A 16,321-nucleotide genomic window follows, 5' to 3' on the forward strand; every position below is an offset into this window, starting at 1 on the left:
CTTTGGGAGGAGGGTGCACCTGGTTTTGAACATCTGAAAAACGAGAAAGAAGAAGCAAAAGACTATTGGGTCAAGAATGTGCATAATCCTTCTATTACGGTGTACGCACCTGAAAGCGGCAAAGCTAATGGTGTGGCTGTTTTAATATTTCCGGGTGGCGGACATCGGCTTTTGGTGATTGATGCTGAAGGTACAGATGCCGCAAAGTTTCTTAATCAATTTGGCATTACGGCTTTTGTACTAAAATACAGAATGGCAAGAGAACCAGATTCTCCATATGAATTGGGCGTTCACGCCAAAGAAGATGCTCAGCGAGCCATGCGATTAATAAGGGCCAATGCCCAAGAATATGGTTTAGACAAAGATAAAGTAGGTGTAATGGGTTTTTCTGCTGGAGGAGAAGTGGTGCATTGGATGGCATATGATGATGGCAAAAATGTAATGAACAAAGTGGATGCTATAGATAGTCAAAACTCAAAACCAAACTTTCAAATTTGTATATATCCCGGGCCTTTAGGCGTTCCAGAAACTATTCCAACAGATGCTCCACCAGCTTTTGTTTTAGCCGCCAACGATGACGAATGTTGTTCTGAACCAGTATTGAAATTACTTCAAGGATATAGAAAGGCGGGTGTACCCATAGAAGCACATTTTTATAGCAAAGGTGGGCATGGTTTTAATATGGGCTACCGTAGCGATTTGAAAACCCTAAGTCACTGGCCTGCTAGACTAGGAGATTGGTTATTGGATACAGGATTGGGAAAGAAGTAAAACAATCGTTTATTTGTTCTACCCTTTCCATAAAATCGATGCCACTTAAGCTACATATTTAACTGATTTGACTTTCTACAAAATACTTGTTCATTCAAAACGTTTCTTATATTTAGAATAAGCCCTAAATTAGGGCAAAATCCTTAAGCTGAAGCATATTTATCGAATGAGAAAAAGCTCACTATTCATAATATTTCTATCGTTTTTTGCCTACACGGCTTCTGCCCAGTTGCAGTCCTATAAAAAAGGTTTAGCAAGCTTTGATAAAGGCTTTTACGATTTGGCGGTTAATGACTTATTAAAGGTTAAAGAGATTGATGCTTCTCAAGAAGCCAAATTAAAATATACCATTGCGGAATCTTACAGGCTGTCTAATAGATGGATAGAGTCTCTTTCTTATTTTAGCGATGCCATTGCTTTGGGCATTGACGACCCCGATGCTGTTTTTCACTACGCTTATGCCCTAAAGACCAATGAACAGTATGATTTGGCTTTGCAGCAGTTTAGGAAATACAGCGGTATGAAAACCGAGAATAAAGTATATAACGAATGGGCAAACAGGGAGATAAACACTTTACAAATCATTGATCTTTTAAAGGAAAAAGACACGGAACTGGTTTTTAGAAATTTAAAAGAAGTGAATACGGAAGGTTCGGAGTTTTCTCCGATGGTTTTTAAAGGGAAATTGATTTTTTCTGCTTCCAGAAAACAAAAAACATATTCTAACGGATTGCCTTTCTTAGGGATTTATAGTGCTTCGGTTAATAAAGATTTGACCAGTGTGGGTGAGGTGGAGCTGTTTAGCAGTGCCATTTTTGATTCGGAAAGAAATGAGGGGACCCCGGCTTTTTCGCCAGATGGTAAAACCGTCATTTTTGCCAGGAGTAATTCTGGAAGAAGAAAAGATGTATCTCCAGATGTAGATTTATATATGAGCAGGTTTGCTCCATCTTCAGGTTGGACATCACCCGTTTTGGTTTCTGCTAGTGATTCTGCCAGCTGGGATGGATGTCCTGCATTTTCTGGGGATGGAAAAACGTTGTATTTTTCTTCCAACAGGCCAGGTGGTTCCGGCGGGATGGATCTTTACCGTGTAAATATGGATGCTTCAGGAAGGTTTGGAAATCCAGCCAATATGGGCAAAGCCCTAAATACACCGGGAGATGAGATGTTTCCTTATGTTACAGAAGACGGAAAACTTTATTTTGCTTCTGATGGTCACCCTGGTTTAGGAAAATTGGATTTGTTTGTTGCAGAGCGTAGGTCGGGTAAGATTTCGGTCGAAAATCTAGGCCTACCCTATAATTCTTCTATGGACGATTTCGGTTTGTCACTAGACGAGAACGGTAATATTTTCTTTTCCTCTAATAGAAGGGGAGGGCAAGGTGACGACGACATCTATTTTTATCAGGCTCCGCCAAAAGAAGAGCTGGCGGATAACGTTGACCCACTTAAAGGAAAGTCTGGACAGGGTAAAGACGGAGAAAATGAGCTAGAAATAAAGAAGGTTAATTACTTTTTGGAAGGCGTAATATTAGAAGATAAGGCGTTGTCTGTGATAGATGCTAATATCTTTATTTATAAAATAGATGGAGGTTTTGAAGAATTAAACACAGAAACAAAAAGTGACGCCAATGGTGCTTTTGGTCCTATAAGGCTGGAAGAAGATACCGACTATATGATTATCGTGGAAAAGCCTTCTTATCTTAAAAAACGAGAGGGTTTTAGTATGTATGGCAGAACTATACCGCAGATCTTACTTAGAAAGTCGGTGACAGATACCACTTTCCATACCGATATTTTGCTTGACAAGCTGTTTATCGGAAAAACTTTTGTGTTAGAAAATATCTATTATGACCTGAACAAAGCAGACATAAGACCAGACGCTGCGGTGGAGCTGGATAAGTTGGTGCAGATATTGATAGACAACCCTAAAATAAAAATTGAGTTAGGTTCACATACAGACGTCAGGGGTACAGACATGTACAACCTTAGGCTGTCACAGAGAAGAGCAGAAGCAGCCATAGAATATATTATTTCAAGAGGTATTGCTAGAGAAAGGTTAACGGCTCAGGGTTATGGTGAGGAAGAGCTGATTAATGAGTTTGCGAAGACGGAAGAAGAACACCAAGTAAACAGAAGGACAGAGTTTAAAGTCACCGAAATTGGCACTTCTAGCGATTTAGTAGAATAATATCCCCAAAATATACCTAATTTAAGCCTGACAAAATCAGGCTTTTTTTATGCAAAAAATATTTATTCTATTTCTACTTATTTCTTTTCAAGGTTTAGGACAATCTATGGAGGTATTACTTTATCCGGACGGTGTTCCAGGAGCAATTAGCGGACACGGTTTAATTGAGGCGGATGTCTCAGAGGTTGATGATGGTGTGATTAGGTTAAGGAATATTTCTAACCCTAGCCTTACGGTTTATCCAGCAAAAAAAAGTAAGAATACCGGTGCCGCAGTAATTATTTGCCCTGGAGGTGGCTACCATATTTTGGCTATGAATAAGGAGGGCTACACCATAGGAGCGTGGTTTGCGGCTAGGGGAGTAACCGCTTTTGTTTTGAAAAACAGATTGCCGCAAGCTGAAATGTTTACAGAAAAAGAAATTAGGCCTTTGGAAGATGCTCAGGCAGCCATAAGATATGTAAGAATCAATGCTGCTAAATATAGCTTAAATGAAAATAAAATAGGCATTATGGGTTTTTCTGCGGGAGGGCATTTGGCCGCCACAGCTTCTACACACTTTAAGAATGGTGTAGGGGTAAACGAAAACTCCAAGGTTAGTTTAAGACCAGATTTTAGTATTTTAATGTATCCAGTCATTTCTTTTAGTGACAGGAACGCACACCTGGGCTCTAGACTTAATTTGATAGGTCCAGAACTGAAGATAGAGGAAATGGAACATTTTTCTAATGAGCTTCAGGTAACCCCAGAAACTCCTCCCGCATTTTTGGTGCATGCCTATGATGATGGTGTGAAGGCTGAAAATAGTTTAGCTTATGTGAAAGCTCTTAGGGCGTTTGATATTCCTGCAGAATTACATTTATATCAGAGTGGGGGACATGGATTTGGTTTGGCATATGACAAGCCAGGACCTGTTTCAAAATGGTCTGAGAGACTTGAAGATTGGCTTTTGTTCAATAAACTAAATAAATAAAGGCTTCGTACCTTAAGAAAGGTATGATAATTGCGGCTAAATCAATGCTTTGGACTTCAAACCATTTAATAAAAAAGGACATTAGACTTTTCTGATACCAAGAAGTCTTTTTACATTTATATCAGGAAAACAAATAAATACTACATTCTTATGAAGAAAATAATCTATACATTAAGTGCTGCCCTTATAGCTGGCTCTGTTTCAGCTCAAATGGTAAGTAGTACGCAAATTTATGTTTCTGAAGGTGCTGTCCTAAGTGTAGGTCAAGATTTTCAAAATAGCGGTGAATTGACAAATAATGGTCAAATTAACTTACGTGGAAATTTACAGAACGAAGGTCAGATTAAGTCTGACGGTGAAGTGATTTTTGACGGTTTTGATAAGCAAACTATTTCGGGAACAAATAATGTGGTTCTTTCAAAGGCCTCAATTGAAAACAATGTAGACTTAAATACGGCATTGGTTATCAATAAGGAATTGAATTATAACCAAGGTATAGTCTCTTCATCAGAAGCCAATCCTTTGGTGTTTACAGAAGATGCTAACTACAGAGGTGCATCTGATTTCTCTCACTCGAGAGGTACGGTAACAAAGGTAGATGCAAGTAACTTTGAGTTTCCAGTAGGTGATGGTTCTACATACAGAGGCTTTATAGCCAATAGTACTAAAAGAAGTGCACTGTCTGCAGAGTACAAGTCTCAAAACCCAACGCAATTGTCAAATGAATTGGCAAATGGTGTGGATTATGTAAATGACAATGAGTACTGGGTGCTTAAAAGCTCAGACGAAAACGATATCGCAAACGTAAGACTTCAAGGTACTTACGAAAGCAATGTAGCTTACCTGAATAAGGGAACTTGGAATATCTCTCAGAATGCTTCATTTGACAAGAAAAGTGGCTTAGAAAGAGGTGTGATGTTTACCTCTGGTAGAGGACAGTTTGTGAAGAAAGACATTGGCGTATGGCCAAACCCTACGCAAGGTGACTTCAACTTGAAATTATCTGGCATGAACGACAATGATGATGTAACGGTGGATGTTACTAATCAAGATGGTCGTGTGGTATTAAGCATGAAAGGTGCGGTGAACCAACTAAGAAAGGTTTATTCTCTTCCTGGGAGCTTAGTAACTACGGAGCTTACGGTTAGAGTAATTAATGGTGACGAAGTCATGACAGAGAAATTGATTCTTAACAGATAATAATTTAAGGATATAGTATTTGAGAAAGGCTTCCAAACGGAAGCTTTTTTTTATGCCATTTTTTCTAGAAAAACCATATCTGGATTAGAAGCTAGGCTGGCTCTGTTGAATGCTTTATAGCCTAATTTATGATAGAGGTGGAGGTTTTTTACACTCTTATAAGCAGTGTAGAGTTCAAACCTTCCAGCTAAAGGGAACCTAGACTCTATATTTAACATTAATTGACCTCCTAAGCCCTTGTTTTGAGATTTAGGATTTACGATGAGTTTGCCAATATAAACAGTGTCGTTTTCTTGGTAAGCTCTAATAGAACCTATGATTTCTACTCCCAGCACGGCCTTTAGAATCGTTTGTTTCTTGAACTCTTTTTTAAGGGCATCTAGGTTTTGAGTAAGAGGTGTAATCTCATAATTATTATAAATTTCTGCTTCTTGTATGTAAGCCAACTTCTGTAGTTTAAGTATTTCTTCCAAATCTGATACTTCCGCCAAACAGATGTTTATTGTTTAGGGCTTCATAATAATTGTATTTGGTTTTGAAGTCTTTTCGGAGCTAATCCTAAATAGCTAAGTTTCAAAGCTTCAAAAAGAACTTCTTCTTTAACGGTTTCTAAATTAAAGATAGTCCAACCTTTTAGACCCCATTTATTGGGAACAGCAAATATACTTTCAGGAGCTGCCAAAGAGAAAAGGTCTTGCTGTTCTAAGGAGAGTTTGAGATTTGTTAGGTTCCTTTTCGTGTCTAGCGTTGCAAATATTTTCTTGTTGATTTTGTAAGCAGTTTTTTCAAAATGGGGTGCTTCTTCCACTTCAGGAAGCTGAGAAACCATATTTCTTAGATGCTCAATAGCAATCATTACAACATATTATTCTTTTCAATAGACTGTTTAGCCTTCTGAGATAAAACCTTCACACCTTCTATAAGTCCTGCAAACCTTGGGTCTTGCGTAAGTCCTTTTTTATAACGAGCATATATTTGCTGAATAATCACGGCGTTTTTAAAAAGTCCAAAAACATAGTAGAAGAGGATGTTAGAAATATCTCTTCCAGATTTTTCGGCGTATAAGTTGGCGTATTCTTGTCTGGTCAGGTTACCTGGCAGCCACGACAGATTAAAAGCTTTACCAAAATCAGCATCGGTAAATTCTACCCAATAAGCTAAAGTAGTACCCAAATCCATAAGAGGATCGCCGACGGTGCACATTTCCCAATCTAAAATGGCCAATATTTCTTCAGGATTCTCAGGATTCAAAATGAGATTATCATACTTGTAGTCGTTATGAATCAAGCTTGCTTCTGAAGACACTGGTATGTTGGAATCCAACCATTCTGCCACGGCTATCATGTCAGGTAAATCGTCCGTCTGTGATGCCAAATAGCGTTTGTGCCATCCTTTGACTTGTCTTTCTACATAGGCTTCCGGTTTACCTATGTTATCCAATCCTGTTTTATGAATATCAATATGATGAAGAGCCACTTGATTAAGACATATAGCTTCTGAAAGCTTTTTAAACAAAGGACTGTTATCTTCTTTTAAAAAGCGTTTAGCATCAGCAGCCCTAAGGATACTTCCGTTAACACGCTCCATGATATAGAATATAGAACCAATAATGGATTCATCTTCACAGAGTGAAAGTGGTTTCGGGATTTGCTGGAAACCTGCTTTGTCAAGTGCTTCTAAAATCCCGAATTCACGAGCCATGTCATGGCCTCCCTTTATGTTTTCTGCTCCCTTGGGAGGCTTTCTTAATACATAAGAACAGTTTCCTGCGTGTAGTAAGTAGGTTAGATTAGAATATCCTCCTCCGAACTGTTTGACTTCTAAGATTTCTTCTAATCCCGTTTTTAGAAGATAATCGTTAAGGGTAGTTAAAGGCAGTTCTTCATTCTTTCTTACGGAGCTAGCTTCGTCTATATTAAGCATTTCTGTAAGGTTTAAGGAGTTGTTTTGCCAATGAGCTTTTGTGTACTTCATCAGCTCCATCATAAATCCTGGAGGCTCTTTCGTGGGCATACCAGTAGCTTAAGATGATATCACTGGTCATTCCCAAGGCACCATGGGTCTGAATAGCCCTATCTATAACGCGTAGCATCATATTGGCCGTGAAGAATTTTATTCCAGAAATCTCTGCTCTGGCTGCTTTGCTACCTACTTTGTCTATTTTGGTGGCGGTGCTTAAGACCATTAGACGGCAAGCGTCTATTTCTACTCTGCTTTCAGCAATGAAATTTTGAATGCTCTGCTGGTCTGCTAATGTTACGCCCTCCTTTATTTCTCTAAAAACGGCATATCTGCACATGAGGTCAAAAGACCTTTCTGCTATACCAATAAAACGCATACAGTGATGTATTCTTCCAGGTCCAAGTCGCTCTTGTGCTAAAAGGAAACCATCGCCTTCTGTACCAATCAAATTGCTCTGAGGTACTCTCACTTGATTATACTTTACTTCGGCATGGCTGGCCCAGCTGTCTCCTTCATGTCCCATAATAGGGATATTTCGCATGAACTCGTATCCAGGGGTGTCAAGAGGTACTAAAATTTGCGAAGCTCTTTTATGAGGAGCGGCGTCGGGATTGGTCACTGCCATCACTATGGCAAAGGCTGCTCCATCAGCCGAAGAGGTAAACCATTTATGGCCGTTAATAACATAATCATTCCCGTCTTTTACAGCGGTTGTGCCCATTCTAGTAGGATTCGAACCTGCAAAGGCTGGCTCGGTCATAGAAAAGCAACTTCTGAGCTCTCCTTTGGTAAGTGGCTTTAGGAAGCGTTCTTGTAATTCTGCATTGGCATATTTATGGAGTAATTCCATGTTCCCAATATCTGGTGCTTGTGAGTTGAAAACGAAATGTCCAAAAGGTGAACTCGCTAAACATTCGCTTACCTGGCCAAATTCACACAGCGACAGTCCTTTTCCTCCAAGACTTTCAGGTAAAGCTAGACCCCAAAGGCCCATAGTTTTTACTTGTTCTCTTAGTGTCAGCAGCGTGGGTTCTACGTCAGAAAAATTCCCCTTCATGTTATCTGCTGTTTCTAAGGGATAAAGGTGCTTTTCTACGAATTCTTTAATGACAGGAAGAATACTTCTCGTCTTTTCTGTTGTGAATAGGGTTTCCATTAATGTATTGTTGATGTTAAGAATATTAATAAGATGTAATTTAATAATCCTATTTTATTTTGACATCAAGATAGTAGACAAAGGGTAGATTTAATTTTTAGACACTCTTTCTCCAGCCGTGCATGAGATAAAATTTCTGCTACTTTATTGGCAAGATGCCATTTCGCTTTGGTAGATTTCCTGAGACTTTTTAAGGGCTTCATAAATGCCACCTGCCCAAAAGTTTCTAAATCCAAAACCTCTAGGTGTACCCTTCACTTTTTCGTTTAAGAGTATGGTTTTGGTTTTGAGATCTACAAAAACAATGTTAAAAGCGGTTTCGACGGTGCTTTTAGAGAAATGATTCACCACCATTAGGGCACCAAACCCTTCTTTACTTTCGAAGTTGAATTCATTGATCAAGGACTTGATTTGAGCTTCAGGAATATCGTTTGTGGTAGCGTTAAGATCCACCATTTTAAACTCATTGACCTTATCATTTCTTTTCATTACTTCTTCCAATTGATACAAAACATTTGTTTTTTGATAGAAACTTTTAAGGTTGAATTTCTCAGCTTCATTGACTAAAAGAGTATTCCAAGACTTGAAAAAGGTCGACTTTATAGCCTGAGGGTCATTGAAATCTGGGCCTAGAAATTTGGCCATGCTAAAGTCTATGCCGTACCAAGTGATTTCTTCTGCTTTGTTAAGCTCGCATTTGGATTGAGAATAGGCATTCAAAAAGGAGAATGAAAGAAGACTGGCCAATAATATGATTTTTTTCATGAGAAGGGGATTTTTATTATAAAGTTCAATTTTTTATACCTAAAAAGCAATACCTTCTTCATTTCCATATTGTTAAACCCGTTTTATGCATTGGAGAATCGTAATGAGTTTTAAAAATCAGACATATAAACGAGATTAGCATAGCGGTTTACCCTGAGCTAAAGTCGAAGGGTTCTGGTGATTGAGTTTAAAGGGATTTACGAACTGATTTGAAGCAATTTAGCTACAATCCCGATAAAATCGGGAGATTTTCTAATGAATAAAGCGGGTTAAAACTCACTCCGCCTTCATTTGTAATCATAAGGGTTTACTGCTAGCTTATCAAGCGGTTAGCCTTCGTTGGAAGAAATATTGATAATTATCTTTCCTTTGTGTTTTCCTTCTCCAAAATACTGAATGAGCCTTGGGATGTCTTCTAAATGGTATGGTCCATCTATAGGGCATTTTATCGGATAAAGTGTGATGACTTCAGACAAACCTTTATTTGGTTGAAGAGCCAGTACATTTAGCTTTTTACTTGAAAATAGCCTTAGGATTTTGCCCCAGAAAAATACGCTCAACAGGGAGCTTAAATCCCCTCCGACGGTGATGTAGGTACCGTTGGACTTTAAAGAACTTAAATAGGTAAAAGCTGATTTTTTACTTTTACAATCCAAGATGAAGTCATATTGTTCACCGTTTTTTGTAAAATCGGTTTCCGTGTAGTCTATAAGAAGCTTGAATCCGAGTTTTCTCATGGCTTCGAATTTATCTAAGGAATCTACGCCTGTTATGTTGCAATGATGATACTGGGCTATTTGAAACCCAATACTGCCAACGCCTCCTCCGGCTCCGTTGATTAATACTTTTTGGTTGTTACGGATGTTTTCTAAGGCTTGGAAAGCCAAAAGTGCCGCATGGGGTAGGGCAGCAGCTTGTTCAAAACTGAGTTGCCTAGGTTTATGAATGACTGCTTTTGCGTTGACAGCAATATATTCTGCAAAAGTTCCAAAACCAAAATTTGAAATATCACCATATACTTCATCACCAATTTTAAAATGACTAACCTTGGCTCCAACCTCCTCAATGATACCAGAAAGCTCCATGCCTGGAGTCGTATGTTTTGGCTTGAATATACCAAAAAGGAGTTGATAAACTTTCGGTTTACCGCTGACCATACTCCAATCGTAATCATTAATGGCTGTCGATTTTATTTTGATGAGTACTTCGTTTTCTTTAGGAATAGGTATATCTACTTCTTTGACTTGAAGTACTTCCTCTGGATTTCCATATTCACTAAAAACAAGTGCTTTCATAGCTTCAAATTATATTTGGAATATCTAAAATAGATAGCTTTTGTAAAAATTGGGATATCCGAAGGGTAATACTTTTTAGATTTTTTATATGCGGTTTTATGGAGAGATGGGAGGGGGATTTTATAAGGGTGGGGAGGCTTACTACTTTATAATCAATAGGCTAGCATTTAAGATCTCATTGACTCTTTTAAATGAGAAAGATGTTCAAAATGGAAGTACGATGAAGCTATTGTTTTTGTATAACTTTAGCAGTAGTAAACGTTTGTATAAAGTACAATAAGAGCATTTAAAACTTTTAACACAAGTGTATAAACCTAAAATGAAAACTGAAATAGTAAAAAATATAGATCGTCCGGCTGAGCTTGAAAGGCTTTACAGGAAGAATAAATCAACATTTAGGAGGGAGTTTAATCTTATTTATCCAGAATTGGAGGATAGCCCATTGACTAGTTTTTGGCATGAACGCCTTAATTATGAAACTTCCGACATTTCATGGGGTACCAATAGTGACTTAATGTTTGTGGTTATGGCTTCTTTATTGGCAGGATGTCTTGCCAAGTTACCGGAATTGAAGTTTGTACAGGAGGAATTCTTCTATACCAGAAACATTGGTTTTATTGTTTTTCCGATACTTACCGCTTACTTTTTTTGGAAAAACGAGACCTCCGTAATGAAGGTTATAGGGGTGTTTTTCGCTCTATTAGTTGCTTTGCTTTATATAAATATCCTTCCCGATACCAACTCGGATACACTGATACTTGCTTGTATTCATTTACCACTGGTACTCTGGTCTGTATTGGGTTTTTCTTATGTAGGAAATGGTTTTTTAGATACTCAGAAAAGACTCGATTTCTTGAGGTATAATGGAGACTTGGTGGTGATGACGGTTTTGATACTTATTGCCGGAATGATTTTAACAGGTATTACCATTGGACTCTTCTCATTGATTGGTTTTGAAATAGCAGATTTTTACTTCAGGTATATGGTGGTTATGGGTTTGGCGGCTTCGCCAATAGTAGGAACCTATGTCACACAAACCAATCCACAGCTGGTCAATAAGGTATCTCCAGTGATAGCAAAAATATTTAGTCCTTTGGTGCTAATTACCCTTGTTACATATCTGATAGCCATCGTATTTTCAGGGAAAGACCCTTATAACGACAGGGAGTTCTTGATGGTTTTTAATGCTTTACTAATTGGAGTATTGGCCATTATCTTGTTTTCTGTAGCGGAAGCATCCAGAACAGGGAAAAGTAAAGTTTCCATGGTTATTTTGACTTTACTTGCCGTAGTGACGGTCATCGTAAATGGCATTGCCATTTCCGCTATCATGTTTAGGATTGCTGAGTGGGGGATTACGCCAAATAGATTGGCAGTGTTAGGTGGAAATGTTATTATACTGATAAACCTATTGGTAGTAAGTTTTAGACTCATAAGAACCATCAGGCATTCCGACGAAATTGAATCTGTAGAAAAATCGATCGCCTCCTTCTTACCTATTTATAGTTTATGGACAGTTGTGGTTACCTTCTTGTTTCCATTGATTTTTGGCTTTAAATAGGCTTGAAGAAGTTCGTATTTTTTACCGATTGTAAGGTTTTAATTTTATCAAATACCAAATAGATATGAAAGAGAAATGGGATGCCAGATATAGTGAAGAAGGGTTTGCTTATGGTAAAGAGCCTAATGTGTTTTTTAAGGAATGGCTTTCGAAATTTGAACCAGGTGCTATTTTAATGCCAGCAGATGGAGAAGGAAGAAATGGTGTTTTTGCTGCAAAGAAAGGCTGGGACGTCATTTCTCTTGATTTGAGTGAGGAAGGAAAAATCAAGGCTTTGGCATTAGCTAAAGCGGAAGGAGTAGAGCTGTCTTATATGGTAGGCGATTTAGAAGAAATCGATTTGGAAGAAAATTATTTTGACGCCATTGGACTTATTTTTGCTCACTTTCCAGCAGAGAAGAAATCAGCATTACACAAGAAATTGAATAGATACCTAAAAGTAGGTGGAATCGTTATTTTTGAGGCTTTTAGTAAAGAGCATTTGACTTACAAAAGGCAAAATCCCAAAGTGGGGGGGCCTGGCGACATAGATACCCTGTTTTCAAAAGAAGAAGTTAAAACTGATTTTGAGAACTATGAAGAATTGCTTTTGGAAGAGGGCGAGGTCTTATTGAATGAAGGGAAATATCATGTGGGAAAAGGGTCGGTAATTCGCTTTGTTGGTAGGAAAAATTCTTAAGCGATTTAAGGTAGATTAGTCTTGTCATAGGAAACTAATCTACCTTAAATTTTACATCATTTTGAGCTTGGTTCTTGCATCAAAGCTTCCCTTTCAAAAAGTCTGCGGTATAATTTCCTTCTATTTTTACCATGTCTTCTGGGGTACCTTCAAAACACAGATGGCCACCATCTTCACCCCCTTCTGGCCCTAAATCTATAATCCAGTCAGCAGACTTAATCACCTCCATGTTATGCTCTATTATAATGACAGAATCTCCTTGTTCTATTAGTGCGTTCATAGCTTTCAATAATTTCTGAATATCATGAAAGTGTAGTCCGGTAGTAGGTTCATCAAAGATGAAGAGTGTTTTTCCTTTCTCAGAGTTTCCTTTTCCTAAGAAGAAAGCCAGCTTTACACGCTGAGCTTCACCACCCGAAAGTGTATTAGAAGATTGCCCTAGTTTAATATATCCTAGTCCTACTTCTTGTAGCGGCAATAATTTTTCGTAAAGTTTTGGCTGGTTGCCTTCGAAATATACCAGAGCTTCATCCACAGTCATGTGTAGAATATCAGAAATGTCTTTTTCTAGGTATTTTACTTCCAGAACTTCCTGTTTAAAACGCTTTCCTTTGCAGCTTTCACAGGTAAGTTTCACGTCTGCCATAAACTGCATTTCTATGGTTTGCTCGCCTTCTCCTGCACATGCTTCGCATCTTCCTCCGTCTACATTGAAAGAGAAAAAAGCGGGTTTATAGTCACGTTGCTTGGCTAAAGGCTGGTCTGACATAAGGGCACGTATGGCGTCATATGCTTTGATGTAGGTAACTGGGTTAGACCTGCTCGACTTTCCAATCGGGTTTTGGTCTACCATTTCCACTTGGTTTATTCTGCTCATACTACCCGTTAGGTCGGTAAACTTTCCTGCGTCAGAAGTGTATTCGCCTTTTTGTCTAGAGAGGGCAGGATAGAGTATTTTCCTTACCAGTGTAGATTTTCCAGAACCACTCACCCCTGTTACCACGGCCAATACGCCTAAGGGAAATTTAACATCTAAGTTTTTCAGGTTGTTTTCTTCGGCTCCAGTAATCTTTAAGAAATCTATGGCCTTTCTTCGTCTTGTTGGTACCTCTATTTGGTCTTTTCCAGTCAGGAATCTGATGGTATGCGAACCGTTGTCATTATCTTTTGCTTTTAAAACTTCTTCAAAAGTTCCTTGAAAGACTAATTCGCCACCTAAGCTTCCTGCATTTGGACCAATGTCAATAATCTCATCGGCTTCTCTCATGACTTCTTCTTCGTGCTCCACTACTATAACGGTGTTGCCAATATCCCTCAAAGATTTTAAGACAGAAATAAGCTTTTGAGTATCTCTTGGGTGTAATCCTATGCTTGGTTCATCCAAAATATACATAGAACCTACCAAAGCAGAACCCAAAGAAGTAGCCAGTTTTATTCTTTGAAATTCTCCACCAGAAAGGGAGGAGGTGAGTCGGTTTAGTGTTAAATATCCTAAACCCACTCTGTCTAAATATTCTAGCCGGTTGGTGATTTCGATAATTATTCTTTTGGAAATTTCCGCTTTATTACCATCTAGTTTGATTTCGTCAAAAAATACCCTAGCCTTATTTATAGGCACTAAGACTAAATCTGTGATAGATAAACCATCTATTTTTACGTAAGATGCGTCTTTTCTTAAACGAGAGCCACGACAATCTGGGCAAACGGTTCTGCCACGATATCTGCTTAGCATGACACGGTATTGAACCTTGTACGTTTGCTTTTCTAAATCTACGAAAAATGCATTCAATCCCTGAAAATGCTCGTTTCCTGTCCATACTAATTGTTGCTCTTCCTCAGTAAGGTCTTTGTAGGCACGGTGAATGGGGAAGTCGAAATGAATGCCATTTCTTAATAATGGAGCCAGCCAATCGCTCATTCTTTCAGAACGCCACGGAGCTATGGCTCCTTCAAAAAGCGATAAAGACTTGTCTGGGATAACCAAGTCTTCATCAATACCCAGAACTTTTCCAAAACCCTCACACACCTTACAAGCACCATAAGGGTTATTGAAGGTGAAAAGATTGACACTTGGTTCTTCAAAAAGCTGTCCGTCTTGTTCAAATTTATCTGAAAAATATTTAGTTTGTTTGCCCATAATCTGGACAACACAGACGCCATCGCTTTCAAAAAAAGCAGTTTGAATGGAGTCCGAGATTCTAAAAAGGTTGTCTTCGTCTGGCTCGCCTTTTTCGTCAAATTTTACGGCGGCTCTGTCTATAAGAACCCAAACATCGTCTTCAGCAGAGGCTAAGAGCTTATCATCTTCTAAAGTATCTTCAATCTGGTATATATCCCCTTTGATAGAAACGCGATTAAATCCTTTTTTAAGAAGAAGATCCAATTCTAATTTAAGCGTTCTGCCCTCCACCATTTTTAAGGGAGAGAAAATCATCAGTTTTTGGCCTTCTTCAAAACTATGTATAAAATGGCTTACATCGCTCACGCTATCTTTCTTTACCTCTTTCCCAGAAATAGGAGAGATGGTAGTTCCGGCTCTTGCAAAAAGCAGTTTAAGATAATCGTAAATTTCTGTGGTGGTACCTACCGTAGATCGTGGATTTCTACTGCTAACACGCTGCTCTATGGCAATGGCGGGAGAAATTCCCCTGACATAATCAACTTCGGGTTTTTCCATTCGCCCTAAAAACTGTCTGGCATAGGAGCTCAAACTCTCCACGTACATTCTTTGGCCTTCAGCATATAGGGTGTCAAACGCCAAGGATGACTTACCACTACCGGATAGACCCGTTACCACGGTCAATTTGTTTCTCTGAAAGGCCACATCTACATTCTTGAGGTTGTGTACACGGGCACCTTTGATAATGATGTATTTTTTGGGATCTAGATTTCCTATATCTTGAGTTTTTGACATGCTTTTTTGCAAAGAAAAATTCGGATGTTTTTCCTGTCTTTTGACAGGAACGGCAAATATAATCATATCAAAAGGGAGATAGAATGTATTGCTAAATATCTCCTCAGATTTAATAGGAATAATTACCTTTGCTCCATGATACAAAAGGCCGTTATTTTCGACATGGATGGGGTTATTTGCCATACCAATCCTTATCACTCCAAAGCTTTCAGAGTGTTCTTTGAAAAAAGAAATTTAAACCCTACGGATGCAGAATTTGCGGAACATATGTTTGGTAAAAGCAATAGTTACATTTTAAAGCATTTCTTAGGCAGAGAGGTCGTTGGAGAGGAGTTTAAACAGATGGAAGAAGAGAAGGAAGGGCTTTTTAGAGAAATTTATGCGGAACATGTCGTCACCATCGGTGGATATATGGATTGGTTAAATCTACTGAAAGCGGAAGGTTTTAAAACGGGGGTGGCTACATCTGCACCAAGAGCCAACCTTGACTTAATTATGGGTAAAGTAGGCTTTGGTCCTAATATGGAATCTATTTTGGCATCCGAAGATGTCACTGCTCATAAGCCAGATCCACAAGTTTATTTGAAATCTGCCAAAAACCTTGGTGTGGAGCCCGCAAATTGTCTGGTTTTTGAAGATTCTTATTCTGGCGTTTCTGCGGCTATAAATGCGGGAATGAAGGTAGTGGGGGTTTTAAGCAGTCATGCCAAAGAAGAATTGCCACCCTGCGATTTTCACATCAACGATTATTCAGAAATAAATTTATCGGTATTAAAAGATATCATTTAATATGCCTTCTATACAGCACATAGCCCTATACTGCATTGACTTGGAAAAAATCCGAGCGTTAG

The 16,321-nt window shown here is 38.6% G+C and carries 14 protein-coding genes; 7 read left to right on the plus strand and 7 right to left on the minus strand.

Features of this window, described 5'->3' with window-relative positions:
- The 4 genes from ACTBZY_RS08735 to ACTBZY_RS08750 form a co-directional block, all read left to right on the plus strand.
- On the plus strand, window positions 1-771 hold a 771-nt coding region (locus tag ACTBZY_RS08735), incomplete at its 5' end, for an alpha/beta hydrolase (RefSeq protein ID WP_463045949.1).
- A 166-nt stretch (window positions 772-937) separates the two neighbouring features.
- A complete protein-coding gene (locus ACTBZY_RS08740) occupies window positions 938-2,965 on the plus strand; it encodes an OmpA family protein (RefSeq protein ID WP_463045950.1) in 2,028 nt (675 codons plus the stop codon).
- Window positions 2,966-3,014: 49 nt separating this feature from the next.
- Window positions 3,015-3,938: an alpha/beta hydrolase gene (locus ACTBZY_RS08745; protein ID WP_463045951.1), complete on the plus strand. Its 924-nt coding sequence runs from the start codon at window positions 3,015-3,017 to the stop codon at window positions 3,936-3,938.
- Between the two features lie 150 nt (window positions 3,939-4,088).
- Window positions 4,089-5,138, plus strand: a complete 1,050-nt coding sequence (locus ACTBZY_RS08750) for a hypothetical protein (RefSeq protein ID WP_463045952.1) — start codon at window positions 4,089-4,091, stop codon at window positions 5,136-5,138.
- Window positions 5,139-5,188: 50 nt separating this feature from the next.
- On the opposite strand, the gene ACTBZY_RS08755 is transcribed toward ACTBZY_RS08750, so the two are convergent.
- The 6 genes from ACTBZY_RS08755 to ACTBZY_RS08780 form a co-directional block, all read right to left on the minus strand.
- Complete coding sequence (locus ACTBZY_RS08755; RefSeq protein WP_463045953.1) at window positions 5,189-5,629, minus strand: GNAT family N-acetyltransferase; 441 nt, start codon at window positions 5,627-5,629, stop codon at window positions 5,189-5,191.
- 23 nt (window positions 5,630-5,652) lie between these two features.
- Complete coding sequence (locus ACTBZY_RS08760) at window positions 5,653-5,994, minus strand: MmcQ/YjbR family DNA-binding protein (RefSeq protein WP_463045954.1); 342 nt, start codon at window positions 5,992-5,994, stop codon at window positions 5,653-5,655.
- Window positions 5,994-7,061 (minus strand): phosphotransferase family protein, encoded by a 1,068-nt coding sequence (locus ACTBZY_RS08765; protein WP_463045955.1) that lies wholly within the window; start codon window positions 7,059-7,061, stop codon window positions 5,994-5,996. The genes ACTBZY_RS08760 and ACTBZY_RS08765 overlap by 1 nt, the downstream gene beginning before the upstream one ends.
- Complete coding sequence (locus ACTBZY_RS08770; RefSeq protein ID WP_463045956.1) at window positions 7,054-8,256, minus strand: acyl-CoA dehydrogenase family protein; 1,203 nt, start codon at window positions 8,254-8,256, stop codon at window positions 7,054-7,056. The genes ACTBZY_RS08765 and ACTBZY_RS08770 overlap by 8 nt, the downstream gene beginning before the upstream one ends.
- 144 nt (window positions 8,257-8,400) lie before the next feature.
- On the minus strand, window positions 8,401-9,021 hold the full coding sequence (locus ACTBZY_RS08775) for a hypothetical protein (protein WP_463045957.1): 621 nt from the start codon (window positions 9,019-9,021) through the stop codon (window positions 8,401-8,403).
- Window positions 9,022-9,350: 329 nt separating this feature from the next.
- Entirely contained in the window at window positions 9,351-10,316 is a 966-nt protein-coding gene (locus tag ACTBZY_RS08780; protein ID WP_463045958.1) for an NAD(P)-dependent alcohol dehydrogenase, read from the minus strand.
- Between the two features lie 319 nt (window positions 10,317-10,635).
- Here ACTBZY_RS08780 and ACTBZY_RS08785 point away from each other — a divergent pair, with 319 nt between their 5' ends.
- Both ACTBZY_RS08785 and ACTBZY_RS08790 read left to right on the plus strand, forming a co-directional pair.
- Entirely contained in the window at window positions 10,636-11,877 is a 1,242-nt protein-coding gene (locus ACTBZY_RS08785; RefSeq protein ID WP_463045959.1) for a hypothetical protein, read from the plus strand.
- A gap of 64 nt (window positions 11,878-11,941) precedes the next feature.
- The gene (locus ACTBZY_RS08790) at window positions 11,942-12,556 is read left to right on the plus strand and encodes a class I SAM-dependent methyltransferase (RefSeq protein WP_463045960.1); all 615 of its coding nucleotides are present in this window, start codon (window positions 11,942-11,944) and stop codon (window positions 12,554-12,556) included.
- A gap of 79 nt (window positions 12,557-12,635) precedes the next feature.
- On the opposite strand, the gene uvrA is transcribed toward ACTBZY_RS08790, so the two are convergent.
- Window positions 12,636-15,470 carry an excinuclease ABC subunit UvrA gene (uvrA, locus tag ACTBZY_RS08795; protein WP_463045961.1) on the minus strand — a complete coding sequence of 945 codons (2,835 nt, stop codon included), beginning with the start codon at window positions 15,468-15,470 and terminating at the stop codon, window positions 12,636-12,638.
- A gap of 135 nt (window positions 15,471-15,605) precedes the next feature.
- On the opposite strand from uvrA, the gene ACTBZY_RS08800 reads away from it, so the two are divergent.
- Window positions 15,606-16,259, plus strand: a complete 654-nt coding sequence (locus ACTBZY_RS08800) for an HAD family hydrolase (protein ID WP_463045962.1) — start codon at window positions 15,606-15,608, stop codon at window positions 16,257-16,259.
- The last annotated feature ends 62 nt before the right edge of the window (window positions 16,260-16,321 follow it).

Source organism: Arcticibacterium sp. (assembly GCF_055134445.1).